This is a genomic window from Sedimenticola selenatireducens DSM 17993, from assembly GCF_000428045.1.
GTDB classification, from domain to species: domain Bacteria; phylum Pseudomonadota; class Gammaproteobacteria; order Chromatiales; family Chromatiaceae; genus Sedimenticola; species Sedimenticola selenatireducens.
In genome coordinates this window covers 178,154-192,864 of the sequence record NZ_ATZE01000009.1, presented here as the reverse complement: position 1 = coordinate 192,864, position 14,711 = coordinate 178,154, and the positions used below count along the sequence as shown (strand labels likewise).

The window sequence follows — 14,711 nt, the reverse complement described above, 5'->3', positions numbered from 1 at the left end:
GGAACCCCAACAAGTTTTCATCTTTGTGCTCCCTAATGTTGGGGTTCGGTCCTCAGTCCAACCCACGAACTGTTTTCTGTATCAGGCAGGCGTGACTGCTTCGGCCCGCTCCATGACTCGACCACGAGAGTAGATTACCTCGACCGACTCCATATTCAGCAGACGGGAGAGTTGCCGTAACAGCTCATCGGCCGGATGCACCCGCCAGCTCTCATCGCAGCGCAGCGCAGCAGCGGCGGTATCCCCCTGATAGCAAATTTGAAGATCACACCCCCCCCCCTGATACGGTGTCAGCACGCTACTCAGCTCTTCGGCAAAATCTTTAGCTGTCAATTGCCTCTGCGACAGCAGACGATGATTCCAGGTGAGTCGCAGGGCCGTGGCATTCAACTCCCGCGCCTGCTGGAACTCCATTACCTGATCAACCCGGATACTCAGCCCCCCCCGGTACTCGTCATAGTTCAGATTGCCCGCCACCAAAAGAATCCGGTCACTCACCAGCAGATCCTTGAACGCCTCGTACGCGTCGGAAAACAGCGTAATCTCGATCCTGCCGCTACGGTCATCCAGCACCACCGTACCCGTGCGGCCGCGCTGGGTCTGGCGATGACTTACAGAGAGCGCCAGCCCCGCCACCATGACCCGCTGCTTGGAACGCTTCTGGTACCCACCGCCATCCCCACCTACACCCCCATCCAGGGAAAGATTGCCGATCCGGGTCACACCCAATCCGCTCATCTCCGGCACATAGCGATCAATCGGATGACCGGTCAGATAGAGACCCAGGGTTTCCTTCTCACCCTGCAAGCGGATTTCATCCTCCCACTCCTCGCTATCATCCGGGATCATCTGCCCATCAATCGCCGCCTGCGGTTGAGGGGCGGCGATACCAAACAGATCCTCCTGCCCCGCTGCCAGGCTGGCATGATGCTGCTCGGCCATCTTCAATGCCAGGGGGAGTTGAGCCATCAGGCTGGCGCGATTGGCCCCCAGCTCATCCAGCGCCCCGGCCCTGAGCAGGGATTCGAGCACCCTTCGGTTAACCTTGCGCTGGTCGATGCGGCGACAGAATTCAAAGATATCCTTGAACCGGCCACCCGACTTCCGTGCCTCGATGATACTCTCGATGGCCGACTCACCCACCCCCTTGATGGCGCCCAGCCCATAGATCACCTCACTCCCGTCACCCACCGTGAACATATATTCGGAATGATTGACGTGGGGTGGATTGACCACCAGATTCATGCTGCGGCACTCATCGATCAACGTCACCACCTTATCGGTGGTATCCATATCCGCCGACAGCACCGCCGCCATGAATGCCGAGGGGTAGTGCGCCTTCAACCACATGGTCTGGTAGGAGACCAGGGCATAGGCGGCGGAGTGGGATTTGTTGAAGCCGTAACCGGCGAACTTCTCCATCAGGTCGAAAATATAGGTGGCCACTTCCTCATCCACACCGCGCGCCACGGCGCCTGCACGGAAGATCTCTCCCTGTTTTTTCATCTCCTCGGGCTTTTTCTTGCCCATGGCTCGCCGCAGCAGGTCGGCGCCCCCGAGGGAGTAGCCGGCCAGCACCTGGGCGATCTGCATCACCTGCTCCTGATACAGGATCACGCCATAGGTGGAGCGAAGGATCGGTTCCAGATCCGGGTGCGGGTAGACCACCTCCTGCCGTCCATGCTTACGGGCGATAAAGTCATCCACCATGCCCGACTGCAGCGGGCCGGGGCGGAACAGGGCCACCAGCGCGGTGATGTCATCGAAACAGTCCGGCTGCAGCTTCTTGATCAGCTCCTTCATGCCGCGGGATTCGAGCTGGAACACCGCCGTGGTCTCGCACTTTTTCAACAGGGCAAAGGCTTCGGTGTCATCCATCGGGATCAGGGTAATATCCACCGGTTCCTGACCCTGTTCCTGGCGCTTGCGGTTGACCGTCTTCAAGGCCCAGTCGACGATGGTGAGGGTCCGCAGACCCAGAAAGTCGAACTTCACCAGCCCCACCTGCTCCACATCATCCTTGTCGAACTGGGTAACCAGGTTGGCGCCTCCCGGTTCACAATAGAGCGGCGTGAAATCGGTCAGCAGGCCCGGCGCGATCACCACGCCGCCGGCATGCTTGCCGGCATTGCGCGCCACACCCTCGAGCTTTTTCGCCATTTCGATCAGCTGGGTCACCTCCTCCTCATCACGGAAGGCGGCCGCCAGATCCTCGCTCTCCTCCAGCGCCTTGTTCAGGGTCATACCGATCTCAAACGGGATCATCTTGGCAATGCGGTCTGTAAAGCCGTAGGGGTGACCCAGTACGCGCCCCACATCCCTGACTACCGCCTTGGCCGCCATCGAGCCATAGGTGATGATCTGGGAGACCGAGTCGCGGCCGTATTTACGCGCTACATAGTCGATCACCCGATCCCGGTTATCCATGCAGAAGTCGACATCGAAATCGGGCATGGAGACGCGCTCGGGATTGAGGAAGCGCTCGAACAGCAGTTCGTGCTCGATCGGATCGAGGTCGGTGATCTTCAGCGCGTAGGCGACAATGGAGCCGGCACCCGATCCACGTCCCGGTCCGACCGGAATGCCGTTATCCTTGGCCCACTGGATAAAATCAGCCACGATCAGGAAGTAGCCGGGGAAACCCATCTGGTTGATCACATCCAGTTCAACCTGCAGGCGATCATCGTAGACCTTGCGTTTCTCGGCGTACGCAGGATCGGTCCGGTCCAGGATAATCTCCAGCCGCTGCTCCAGTCCGCGCATCGACTCCCGGGAGAAAAACTCCTCAATGGTCATGCCTTCGGGAATGGGAAAATCGGGCAGGAAATTTTGTCCCAGAGTCAGCTCGATATTACAGCGTCGCGCGATCTCCACGCTGTTTTCCAGCGCTTCCGGAATATCCGCGAACAGCGCCACCATCTCCTCCGGCGTGCGCAGATACTGTTCCCGGCTGTAGTGTTTGGGTCTACGGGCGTCATCCAGGGTACGACCCTCATGAATACAGACCCGCACCTCATGGGCCTCAAAATCATCCGGGGTAAGAAAACGCACATCGTTGGTGGCCACCACCGGCACGTCCAGACGGGTGGCCAGGTCGATACTGGCATGGAGGCAACGCTCTTCACCTTCGCGCCCGGTGCGGTGCAGTTCCAGGTAGAAGCGATCACCAAACAGATCGAGCCAATGTCGCAGACGCTGTTCCGCCTGGGCCGGGTTCCCCGCCAGCAACGCCCGGCCAATATCTCCGGCACGGCCGCCGGAAAGGGCGATCAGCCCTTCGCAGCTCTCGCGCGAGAACCAGTCGCCTTCAAGCATCGCCTTGCCCAGGTGCTGACCTTCCCGGTAGCTTCTGGACACCAGGCAGGTGAGATTTCGATAGCCCCGGGAATTCTGCACCAGCAGCAGCAGTCGAAAGGGGTTGTTGGGATCTTCCGGATCCCGTACCCAGACATCCACACCGCTGACCGGCTTCACCCCGGCGGCAATGGATGCCTTGTAGAACTTTACCAGGGAGAACAGGTTTGACTGGTCCGTTACCGCCACTGCCGGCATGCCGAGTTCGGCTACCCGGGCAACCAGCGGCTTGATCCGCACCAACCCATCAACCAGGGAGTATTCGGAATGGACACGCAGATGGATGAAGGCTGGATGCATAGTGGCGATATTGTAACCCAGTCGTTAACGGATTTTCAGATTGAAATCATACCCGGCCCGACATTTCCTGTCCGTGGAATAGCACAGATCTCACACATAAAATGAGAAACCGCCAAGGGCGCAAAGTGTATACCTTTATGGCTTTGCGTACTTCGCACACTTTGCGGTTGTATTTCTTTCACCGGCACCCGACGACGCGCCAATGGAGCATCCTTAACTACCCGACAGGAGCCTTTTCACCGGACCGAAGGAGCGACGGTGGATCGGGCTGACGCCAAGCTCCTGCAGCGCCACCACATGGAGCTTGGTCGGATAGCCCTTGTGCTTCGCCAGGCCATAACCCGGATACTGCTGATCCAGCAACACCATCTCCCGGTCCCGTGACACCTTGGCTAGGATTGATGCGGCGCTGATTGCCGGTTCACTGCCGTCACCACCAACGACGGCCTCGGCGCTGCACGGGAGATCCGGACAGCGATTGCCATCGATCAGCGCATGGCCTGGCCGGGTAGTGAGTGCCTCAACCGCCCTTTTCATCGCCAGCAGACTGGCATGGAGTATGTTGAGCCGATCGATCTCTTCCACTTCCGCCCGCCCCAGCGCCCAGCAGAGGGCCTTATCCCTGATCTCGTGCGCAAGCTGCTCCCGACGCTTCTCGCTCAGTTTTTTCGAGTCGGCGAGTCCTGTAATGGGCCTATCCGGATGCAATATCACCGCAGCCGCCACCACGGGTCCGGCCAGGGGGCCCCTGCCGACCTCATCCACCCCGGCAATCCAGATCAGATCAGACATTATTCCGCACTCCTGTTTCGTCCTATCAGAGAAAGCACCGCCTCCGCCGCCTTGCGACTCGAGTCCTGCTGCAGAGTCTCGTGCAACTCCCCGTAACGCTGCTGGATATACCTTAGCCGCTCTGGAGACTCCAGCAATTCACTCAGGGCGTCCGCCAGCGCCTCGGGCGTGGCAGCATCCTGAATGAATTCCGGGGCCAGTGCCTCATTCGCAAGCAGGTTGGCCATCGCGACATAGGGTATCTTGACCAGATTGAAGCGATTGACGATCCAGTAAGTGAGTGGATTAAGCCGGTAGGCCACCACCATGGCGCGCCGCAGCAACATCGCCTCGAGGGTGGCGGTACCCGAGGCGGTGAGCACCACATCGGCTGCAATCATCACGGTTCTTGCCTGCCCGTCCACCAGGGTGACCGGCAGATCCGGCGCCTCACGATTGAGCACAGACTCGAATGCCGCTCGAGTGCGCTCATTGATCAGCGGCACCAGAAAATGGGCATCGGGATAACGCTCCGTGAGTTGCAGGGCCGCCCGGATAAAGGTTGCCGACAGCGACTCGATCTCCCCCACCCGGCTACCCGGGAGCATGGCAACCACATGGGGCCGGTCGGTCACGCCCAGCACCGCCCGGGCGGCTGGTCGATCGTTCTGCAGCGGGATTTCATCGGCCAGAGGATGTCCGACATACTGGACCGGCACCTTGTGTTGTTGAAGAAATTCCGCTTCAAAAGGAAAAATGCTCAGCATCAGGTCAACCGCTGCCCGGATTTTCTTGACCCGGCCGGGGCGCCAGGCCCAGACCGTCGGACTGACATAGTGAACCGTGGGAATTCCCGACTTTTTCAAGGCCGTTTCCAGGCCAAGATTAAAATCCGGCGCATCGATACCGATGAACACATCCGGTTGGGCCTGCAGGAAATGGCTGAGCAACTTTTTGCGTATCGACAGCAACTCAGGGAGATGTTTCAGCACCTCGATCAACCCCATGACCGACAGCCGATCCATGGAGAACAGGCTTCGGCAGCCCTCTCTTATCATTAGTGGACCGCCCACGCCCTCGAAGCGGGCGTCCGGATAGCGCTTTTTGATCTCCCGAATCACCCCGGCGCCCAACAGGTCGCCAGACGGTTCATTGGCAACAATTCCAACTTTCAGCATAGCCGGTTACTTAATCAAAGTTCGTAGGTTGGGGTGAGCTTGCGAACCCAAAGGGGATTTCATGTGTGTGCGCCATGATGTTGGGGTTCGTTCCTCACCCCTACCTACGGGTTGGTGCTTTGCAAATGGGGATGAAACCCTCTCATCACCCCACGTCTACCGCTGGCTGAGGAGTTCGAATTCAACCCCGCCGTTAATTCTCAAGACTGTCCGGCTCACCGGGCGATGCCGCGCTCACTCTGCTCCAGAAAGTCGATATAGAGCCTGATTTCCGGACAGTCCTGCTCGAGCAGACGCAGGCTTTCCAGAGCCGCTTCAATAGTGTGCTGCTGCTTGTAGATGATTTTGTAACCACGTTTGATTTGTTGAATCGTCTGGCTGGCAAAATTCCGCCGGCGTAAACCTTCCGAGTTAATACCGCAGGTCCTGGCCGGATGCCCGCTTACTGTGACATAGGGAGGGATATCTTTGTTAATGACCGACCCCATGGCGCAGAAGCTGTGTGCACCGATATGGGAAAACTGATGCGCCATGGTAAAACCGCCCAGAATCGCCCAGTCGCCAATGACTACATGCCCGCCGAGTGATGCGGCATTGGCCATGATAATGTGATCACCCAACTGGCAGTCATGCGCCACGTGGGTATAAGCCATCAACAGATTGTCATTACCGATACGGGTTGCCACCGCATCCTGCGCGGTACCCCGATTGATGGTGGTAAATTCACGGATCACATTGCGGTCGCCAATCTCCAGCCGAGTCTCCTCACCTGCATATTTCTTGTCCTGAGGGTCCTCACCAACCGAGGCAAACTGGTAGATTTGATTATCCTCACCAATAGTGGTTGGCCCCTTAATCACGGCGTGAGGCCCAATGCGCGTGCCCTTGCCGATACGGACACCGGCACCTATTACGCTAAAAGGTCCTACTGAAACCCCTTCACCCAGCTCGGCTGAGGGGTCAATGGCGGCTTTTGGATCAATCAAGGAGCAAAATCCCGGGCAGTACACATGATTTCCGCAGTAGCGGCGACCTGACCATCCACCTTGGCGGTACATGAGAATATACCAATACCGCGCTTGATTGAATTCTGGTTCACCTCGATCATCAACTGATCACCGGGTTCCACGGGACGCCTGAAACGCGCCTTGTCGATTCCCACGAACAGGTAGACCGTGGTATCGGTTACCGTTTCCGGGTTTGATTCCATCGCCAGCAGACCGGTTGCCTGTGCCATCGCCTCAACGATCAGGACACCGGGCATTACCGGCCGGATGGGAAAATGACCGTTGAAAAAGGGCTCGTTATAGGTAACATTTTTCAACGCCAGCAGCCTGGTGTCCTTCTCAAAATCAAGCACCCGATCTATCAGGAGAAACGGGTAGCGGTGCGGCAACAGGGTCAGCACCTTATTAATATCCATCGTACTCAAATGACTCCCCCTGCCGCTGCAGTAACACTGCCAGCGATCAAGACAAAACAGTTATCGAATCAACTTCATGACGACCGGCCTAAGCCTGATCATCACTATTGTTTTCAGACTTATCGGCCAAGACCTGCTTTTCCAGCGCGCTTAACCGCTGCATAACATTTTCCAGGCGCCTGATTCGGGCAATGGTTTTTCGCCATTCACCATTCGGAACCGCAGGCAGGTTCCCGCTGTAATATCCCGGCTCCTTAAATGAACGGGTAACCAGCGTCTGGCCGGAGAAATGCACATTATCCCCAATCTCCAGATGGCCTGAGAGACCGACCCCCCCGCCCAAGGTACAGTATCTACCAATCGAGGTGGAACCGGCCACGCCGGCACATCCAGCAATTGCCGTGTGTTCGCCAATGCGAACGTTATGGGCAATCTGGATCTGGTTATCCAATCTGACGCCATCGGCGATCACGGTATCCCGCAAGGAACCCCGATCAATCGTGGTATTGGCGCCAATCTCTACATCATCGCCAATCCTGGCAATACCGATCTGCGGCACTTTGACCCATGCACCTTGGTCATTGGCATTGCCAAATCCATCACTGCCGATGACCGCCCCGGGGTGTATCAGCACCCTTTTGCCGATTACCGTGCCGGAGCAGATGGTTACATTGGCAACCAGACGGCTGTTTTCACCAATGAAGCTATCGTCATCGACCACGCAACCCGGACCAATCCTGACACCCGACCGAATCTGCACATTTTCCCCAATGACGGCGCAGGGTCCCACCCAGGCGTCAGGATCAACATTCGCACTAGCGGAGATAACGGCCGATATGTGAACACCCCCCGCCAAATCCGACACGGGATAAAGCAGAGAGGCGACCCGGGCGTAGGTGAGATAGGGATTATCGGAGATCAGTCCGGCAGTCCGGGAGTATGCCGCATCTTCCCGGGACAGAATTACCGCGGATGCTTCTGTTTTCGATAAGTAGTGGCGATATTTGCTGTTAGCCAGAAAACAGATCGCACCTTTGGTTGCATCCTGTATGGTATCGGCATGGGTAATGCGTACCTCGCCGTCACCCAGTAACTCGGCCCCTGCATGTGCAGCCAGATCTGCCAGGCGAAACACCACTCCGTTCACCGGCCTACCCTAATTGGACGTTTTGTGGAGCTCTTCAAGGCGTTGTAAAACTTTAGTTGTAAGATCAACCCGTTTATTGAAATAGGCCACCCCGTCAGTCAGGATTACGTCAACCTTTTCCTCTTCGCCAATCTGACTGACCACTTCGCCAACCTTGCGCAACAGGCGATTGACCGCTTCATTCCGGCGCAGATTGGCATCTTCACGAAATTCCGCCCGGGATGTGGTCAGTTGACGCCGGCGTGAACGGATGTCGTTCTCAAGCCTTTTGGCCTCTTCCGCACTCATCACCGCAGCATCGCGGGCCAGCTTGTCCTCGAGCTGTTTCAGCTGTTTCGCCTTGGCAATCAGGTCCTGATCCCGCGCCTGAAACTCTTTTTTCAGCGAATTGCTGATTGCCTCGGCCTGCGGTGATTTCTCCATCACCTTATTCAGGTCAACTACGCCGACCTTAAAATCGGCTGCGTTCGCGACCGAAATCAGACTGAACAGTAAAATCGCAAGAATGCTTAAGGCTGACTTCTTCAATTTTATCTCCTGATGCTTAAAATGCGGTGCCGAAGGTGAACTGGAATATCTCAGTCTCATCACCCGGTTTTTCATTGAGTGGAACACCCAGGCTCACGCCCAGCGCACCCATGGGAGAGAGCCAGAAGGCCGAGGCCCCGGCAGAGTACCTCAGCTCACCCAGATCTATATCGTTCCCGCCATTGGTGGAAAATACATTACCCGCATCAAAAAACAGCCCCAGCCGGATAGTTTTCTCCATCAGCTTGAAGGGTGCCGGGAAGAACAGTTCGGCATTTCCGACAATCTTGACGTTGCCGCCAAGCGCGTCATTTTTGCTATCAACTGGTCCCAAGCTGTAATCCTTGTAGCCCCTGACCGTCTTGATGCCGCCGGCAAAGAAGTTCTCCCACAGGGGCAACTGTGAGGTGTCGCCATAGACGCCACCATAGGCGAGATCCCCGTTGAGTGCCAAGGTAAAGGCGCTGTTCAAAGGGAAATAGCGTTTATGTCGATAGGCAATTTTATAGTACTCCAGATCACTGCCCGGAATGGTGGCTGACGCGCTCAGGCTCTGCATCCCCCCTTTGGTGGGCATCAGGGAGGAGTCACGGGAATCCCGACTCCAGCTGGTACCGAGCTTGAAATCGAGGAAGGTATCGCCGTTCTCGGTCTCGAACGCAACTACTTCAGTCGATGCGTCATCCGCAGGCTTGTAGGTGGTGTGTATCAGATCCATGGTGAAATTCACCCGGTCTGTCTCGGTAATTGGTACACCGAACACCACGCCGGCCACGCCTGTATCGGTCAGGTATCTGGCCGTATCCACCTCGTCAAAGTCGGTTTTCTGATAACTCAGGTTAAACCCGCGGCTGATGCCATCCACGGTATAGTAGGGATTGACATAACCGATCCGGTAGTGGGTACTGGAATCACTGTTATCAAATGCCAGGGAGACCTGCTTGCCCGTTCCCAGAAAGTTCCTTTGGTTAAGGCTGGTGCTGAAAATAAAACCGTCGGACTGGGAGAAACCGATGCCCGCCATCAGATTGCCCATCGGCTTTTCCACCACTGTGAGATTCACATCCACCTGATCGGTGGAACCCGGTACGGCGGGAGTCTCTACGTTAACCTCGTCGAAAAATCCCAACCGCTGCAGACGTTCACGTGAACGGGTCACCTGCTCTGCCGAGTACCAGGCGGACTCAAGCTGGCGCATTTCACGACGCAAGACTTCATCACGGGTATCGCTGTTGCCCTTCATGTTGATACGGCGGACATAGACCCGCTTTCCGGGATCAACAAAGTAGGTGACAGCCACCTGTTTCTTCTCTTCGTCAATATCCGGGATGCTGTTTACATTGGCGAATGCATAGCCGTTATTACCCAGCAGGGTATTGATGCGCTCCGCGCTGCCAATCACCTGTTTTCTGGAGAACACTTCGCCCCGAACCAGATGAATCATGGGAAAAAAGGCTTCCTTGGGCAATACCAGATCGCCGGTCAGGAGGATATCGTTAATGGTGTATACATCACCCTCTTCGATATTGACCGTGACATAGATATCCTTTTTGTCCGGGGTAATGGAGACCTGTGTCGAGGTGATCTTGAAATTGATATAGCCGCGGTCCAGGTAGAACGAGCGCAGCTTCTCCAGATCGCCCGAGAGCTTCTGCCGGGAGTACTGGTCATCCTTGGTAAAGGAGGAAAGGAAGCCTGTCGTGTTCAGGGAGAACTCATCCAGCAGATCCTCTTCATCAAAGGCACTGTTGCCGATGATGTTGATTTTCTTGATTCTGGCCGTTCCACCTTCCGAAATATCAATATTGATCGCCACCCGGTTACGTTCAAGCGGCGTCACGGTAGATGAAAGCTTGACGGCATATTTACCAAGATTGAAATACTGCCGCTGCAATTCCTGCTCAATCTTATCCAATACCGAACGATTGAACACCCGGCCTTCCGCGAGACCAATGTCCTTCAGCGCCAGCAGCAGCGGTTCAGTCTCAAGTGATTTGTTTCCTTCAATCTCGATTTTGGCGATCGCGGGGCGTTCGGTCACAAAGACGATCAGCACATCCCCTTGCCGCTCCAGCTTTACATCCTTGAAAAACCCGGTCTTATAGAGCACACGGATGATCTCTCCCGTCTCATCGGACTCGATCTGCTGACCAATCTTTACCGGTAAATAGTTGAAGACCGTTCCCGGTGAGATACGCTGGAGTCCATCAACCCGAATATCCTTCACCACAAAGGTTTCACCAAGAAGCAATTGAGGAAGCAGCAGGATGACAAGGAGCAGCAAAAATCGAGACTGAGTAACCAGATTCATATTGTCTTTATAAGATTTTGTTATTTTAAGTCTGTCCATGACAACAGAGCCTCTCATCATACCGGAATCTGGATTAACCATTTCTGATCCTGTTAACTCCAGGGTAGATGGCGGCCGCGAAATATGATCTCTTTAAGACAAACCAAAAAGATGATCGTAAGGCACTGATAATAATAACCTTTACAAATTACACGCATCCAACTGGAGGACCCGCGAACAGGAAAAGTGCCCTAGTATAAATAATCTTTCCACCACGCCCAAGGGGCAGACCAAATTAATTACGAATTGAACAGGCGCGTGATATCCACATAGAACGCCAGGGTCATCAGGCCCAGCAGAATCGCCAACCCGATTCGCTGTCCGAAGGCCTGTGCGGCCTCGGAAACCGGACTCCCCTTGATCGCCTCTACCAGGAAGTAGAACAGGTGCCCGCCATCCAGTATCGGAACCGGCAGTAGATTAAGCACGCCCAGACTGATACTGACCAGAGCCAAAAACTTGAGGAACTGGGTAAGCCCGAAACTCGCCGTCCGACCTGCGGTCTGGGCTATCGAAATAGGCCCGCTGAGGTTTCTGACAGAGATCTCTCCAGTCAACATCCTGCCGAGCATTTTCAGCATAAACAGTGACATATCTCCGGTCTTGACTGCGGCCATGGCCACCGCATCCAGAGGGCCATACCGCACCTCCACCCGGTAGTCATCGAACAGCCCCTCAGGCACATGGGGTCCCGCACCTATCCGCCCGACAGTCTGGTCACCACGTGTCATCTGGCCGACAATGAGCTTGATTCGATGCTCCGCACCTGCGCGGGAAATCTCCATTTCAACCAGTGATGCCGGGTGTTTCTGGATGTAGTCGACCAGTTCGGACCAGGAGTTCACCTCCTGATTGTCGACCGAAATAACCCGATCACCGACTTCAATGCCGGCGGATTCGGCCGCCTCCCCCGCCACAACCTGGCCGATAACCGGCTCAATCACCGGTCGTTTTGGCGACAGGCCAATACGCTCCAGTAACCGGCCGTCCTCAGCCAATCCCAGCAGACGACCACCCGGCAATATGCGCAACTGCTCAAGACCGGCAACATCCCGCACCTTGACGACCACATCATCGCCCGAGGTGGCATCCGTCAGCAGCGTGTAAACGGCGGCTTCCCAGGTGGGGGTCAAGGTATCACCCACGGAAAGAATCTCATCATCGGCGCTGAATCCCGCCTCGGCGGCGATGGTCGCCTCGGTCACCTGACCGATCCAGGGGCGAGAACCGGTATCCCCATACACACCGATAAACCAGAAGGCCAGCAGGGCAAAGGCAAAATTGAACAGTGGCCCGGCCGCAACAATCGCCGAACGAACCGCAACTGATTGTCTGTTGAAGGCCTGGTTCAGATAACGCGGGGGGACATCCCCCTCACGCTCATCGAGCATTTTCACGTAGCCGCCCAAGGGTATCGCCGCCACCACATACTCGGTCCCCAGATCGGCCTCGGAGAGTCGAACACCTTCCGACGCGTCAGGTGATGACGCCCGCCCACGGAATGTCAGCAACGGTTTTCCGAATCCGATGGAAAACCGTAACACCTTGACACCCAGTTTTCTGGCGACCCAGAAGTGCCCGAACTCGTGAACCGCGATCAGGATTCCGAGGGCAACAACGAACGATGCAACTGTGAATAGAAATGAAGACATGGCGATTAGCTCAGACCCTGTTACGGATCAATTGTTCCGCCCGCCGGCGGGCCGACTCATCAATCGCAAGCAGGGTATCCAGATCGGCACCATGCTCTCCCGGCAGGGTATCGAGTACCGAACCAATCACCCCGGGGATATCGGTAAATCGCAGTTTTCCGGAAAGAAAAGCATCCACAGCCATCTCATTGGCCGCATTCAGGATAGCCGGGCTGGTGCCGCCCGCCTCGATCGCTTCATAGGCAAGCCGGAGACAGGCAAACCGCTCCAGACTGGGCGGCTCAAAATCGAGTCGAGCCACATCAAACAGATCCAGAGGGGCCACCCCGGATTCGATGCGCTCCGGCCACGCCAGAGCATGGGCGATCGGGGTACGCATATCGGGATTGCCCAGTTGCGCGAGCACCGAGCCATCCGTATAGGCAACCATGGAGTGAATAACGCTTTGCGGATGCAACACCACCTTGATCCGGTCCGGCGTCGTATGGAACAGCCAGCAGGCCTCAATCACCTCCAGACCCTTGTTCATCATGGTGGCGGAATCCACCGATATCTTGCGCCCCATATCCCAGTTGGGGTGGGCACAGGCCTGATCCGGTGTCACGTCCTGAAGCTGATCCAGCGAGAGTGTGCGAAAAGGCCCTCCGGATGCCGTCAACAGGATGCGGGAAACACCCACCTGGTCCAACCCGTGCGAGAAATCGGCCGGCATGCACTGAAATACCGCATTATGCTCGCTGTCGATCGGCAGGATTTCCGCCCCGCCCTGCTCAACGGCCTGCATGAACAGCTCACCAGCCACTACCAGCGCCTCTTTATTGGCCAGCAACACCCGCTTGCCCGCCCTGGCCGCCGCCAGTGTCGGCAACAGACCGGCAGCACCGACAATGGCCGCCATGACATAGTGGGCATCGGAAATAGAGGCGACATGTTCCAGTCCCTCCACGCCGGCCAGCACATTGATCGACGATCCCGCCTCCTTGAGCCGTTGCTCCAGGCTGAGCGCCGCATCTCGATGCGCCATGACTGCATAATCCGGCCGAAACTGCAGGCACTGCCGGTAGAGCCCATCCACATCCCGGTTGGCAGTCAGGGCAACGATACGATACCGGTCCGGGTGTCGCGCAACCACATCCAGCGTGCTGATACCGATAGAGCCGGTCGAGCCCAATACTGTCAAGCCGATCACCTGCCACCCCCAAGTAACAACAGTCCCAGGGTAAACACCGGCGCCACCGCTGTCAGACTGTCAATTCTATCCAGTATACCCCCATGACCGGGCAGTAGATTACCGCTGTCCTTAATACCGGCCTGTCGTTTCAGCAGACTTTCGAACAGATCGCCAACCACCGACACCAGGCAAACCAGCAGGCAGAGCGTTACAACCTGGGATACGGTACCCGTTTCCGGGCGCAACCAGATCAACAGCCCGCTCCACAACGCTACTGCAGCCAGGGCACCGTAGACACCCTCGCGGGTCTTTTTCGGGCTGATATGGGGGGACAGCTTGATCTTTCCCCACTGTCTGCCGGCAAAGTAGGCGCCGGTATCGGCCACCCAGGAGAGCGACAGGGCGAATAGCACCAGAGCAGGTCCCTGGGGACCATAGTTATGCAGATAGACCAGTGCCGCCCAGGTGGGCAACAGCACAAAATAACCGATCAGCAGCTTGACTGGTCGGCCTGGCTCAAGCGGTTTCTCCGGCCGATAACGGATAATTATCAAGCTGATCGCAAACCAGCCGAAGGCGGCGCCCGCAAACAATCCCAAACTCACCCACTGGTTAGGCAAGACAACGTAGAGTACTGCCATGGCCAGCGCCATGGTCAGCAGATAGAAAATTCGCTCAGGGAATTTCGTAAACTCAGCCAGCCGCGTCCATTCATCCGCCCCCAGGAGAATCACTGCGGCCAACAAAAGGGCGAAGCCCGTGGTCGGCAGGTAGAGCACCCCTCCAATCACCAGCGGCAAAAGAACCAGTGCGGTTAAAATCCGATGCAGTAGCATA

11 protein-coding genes are annotated in these 14,711 nt (G+C 56.5%); all 11 read right to left on the bottom strand.

Annotated elements, in window-relative coordinates; all coding sequences use genetic code 11:
- Positions 1 to 81: 81 nt before the first annotated feature.
- On the bottom strand, positions 82 to 3,654 hold the full coding sequence (dnaE, locus tag A3GO_RS23180; protein ID WP_051301995.1) for a DNA polymerase III subunit alpha: 3,573 nt from the start codon (positions 3,652 to 3,654) through the stop codon (positions 82 to 84).
- Between the two features lie 213 nt (positions 3,655 to 3,867).
- Positions 3,868 to 4,446, bottom strand: coding sequence for a ribonuclease HII (gene rnhB / locus A3GO_RS0108535; protein ID WP_029133045.1), 579 nt, complete (start codon positions 4,444 to 4,446; stop codon positions 3,868 to 3,870).
- Complete coding sequence (gene lpxB / locus A3GO_RS0108530; protein ID WP_029133044.1) at positions 4,446 to 5,603, bottom strand: lipid-A-disaccharide synthase; 1,158 nt, start codon at positions 5,601 to 5,603, stop codon at positions 4,446 to 4,448. The genes rnhB and lpxB overlap by 1 nt, the downstream gene beginning before the upstream one ends.
- Positions 5,604 to 5,818: 215 nt before the next feature.
- Positions 5,819 to 6,589: an acyl-ACP--UDP-N-acetylglucosamine O-acyltransferase gene (gene lpxA / locus A3GO_RS0108525; RefSeq protein ID WP_029133043.1), complete on the bottom strand. Its 771-nt coding sequence runs from the start codon at positions 6,587 to 6,589 to the stop codon at positions 5,819 to 5,821.
- Positions 6,586 to 7,026 (bottom strand): 3-hydroxyacyl-ACP dehydratase FabZ, encoded by a 441-nt coding sequence (fabZ, locus tag A3GO_RS0108520; protein WP_084609934.1) that lies wholly within the window; start codon positions 7,024 to 7,026, stop codon positions 6,586 to 6,588. Before fabZ ends, lpxA begins: the two co-directional genes overlap by 4 nt.
- 88 nt (positions 7,027 to 7,114) lie before the next feature.
- Positions 7,115 to 8,173 carry a UDP-3-O-(3-hydroxymyristoyl)glucosamine N-acyltransferase gene (gene lpxD, locus A3GO_RS0108515; RefSeq protein WP_335340022.1) on the bottom strand — a complete coding sequence of 353 codons (1,059 nt, stop codon included), beginning with the start codon at positions 8,171 to 8,173 and terminating at the stop codon, positions 7,115 to 7,117.
- A 9-nt stretch (positions 8,174 to 8,182) separates the two neighbouring features.
- A complete protein-coding gene (locus A3GO_RS0108510) occupies positions 8,183 to 8,701 on the bottom strand; it encodes an OmpH/Skp family outer membrane protein (protein WP_051301992.1) in 519 nt (172 codons plus the stop codon).
- A 16-nt stretch (positions 8,702 to 8,717) separates the two neighbouring features.
- Complete coding sequence (bamA, locus tag A3GO_RS0108505; protein WP_029133039.1) at positions 8,718 to 11,012, bottom strand: outer membrane protein assembly factor BamA; 2,295 nt, start codon at positions 11,010 to 11,012, stop codon at positions 8,718 to 8,720.
- Positions 11,013 to 11,290: 278 nt separating this feature from the next.
- A complete protein-coding gene (rseP, locus tag A3GO_RS23175; RefSeq protein WP_037374952.1) occupies positions 11,291 to 12,703 on the bottom strand; it encodes an RIP metalloprotease RseP in 1,413 nt (470 codons plus the stop codon).
- Between the two features lie 10 nt (positions 12,704 to 12,713).
- A complete protein-coding gene (ispC, locus tag A3GO_RS0108495; protein ID WP_029133038.1) occupies positions 12,714 to 13,892 on the bottom strand; it encodes a 1-deoxy-D-xylulose-5-phosphate reductoisomerase in 1,179 nt (392 codons plus the stop codon).
- Positions 13,889 to 14,710 (bottom strand): phosphatidate cytidylyltransferase, encoded by an 822-nt coding sequence (locus tag A3GO_RS0108490; RefSeq protein ID WP_029133037.1) that lies wholly within the window; start codon positions 14,708 to 14,710, stop codon positions 13,889 to 13,891. Before A3GO_RS0108490 ends, ispC begins: the two co-directional genes overlap by 4 nt.
- Position 14,711 lies beyond the last annotated feature (1 nt).

Excerpts from the sequence above, each read along its gene's own strand:
- lpxB (WP_029133044.1), bottom strand. The coding sequence starts at position 5,603 with ATGCTGAAAGTTGGAATTGTTGCCAATGAACCGTCTGGCGACCTGTTG.
- rseP (WP_037374952.1), bottom strand. The coding sequence starts at position 12,703 with ATGTCTTCATTTCTATTCACAGTTGCATCGTTCGTTGTTGCCCTCGGA.
- rnhB (WP_029133045.1), bottom strand. The coding sequence starts at position 4,446 with ATGTCTGATCTGATCTGGATTGCCGGGGTGGATGAGGTCGGCAGGGGC.
- A3GO_RS0108490 (WP_029133037.1), bottom strand. The coding sequence starts at position 14,710 with ATGCTACTGCATCGGATTTTAACCGCACTGGTTCTTTTGCCGCTGGTG.
- bamA (WP_029133039.1), bottom strand. The coding sequence starts at position 11,012 with ATGAATCTGGTTACTCAGTCTCGATTTTTGCTGCTCCTTGTCATCCTG.
- fabZ (WP_084609934.1), bottom strand. The coding sequence starts at position 7,026 with ATGGATATTAATAAGGTGCTGACCCTGTTGCCGCACCGCTACCCGTTT.
- dnaE (WP_051301995.1), bottom strand. The coding sequence starts at position 3,654 with ATGCATCCAGCCTTCATCCATCTGCGTGTCCATTCCGAATACTCCCTG.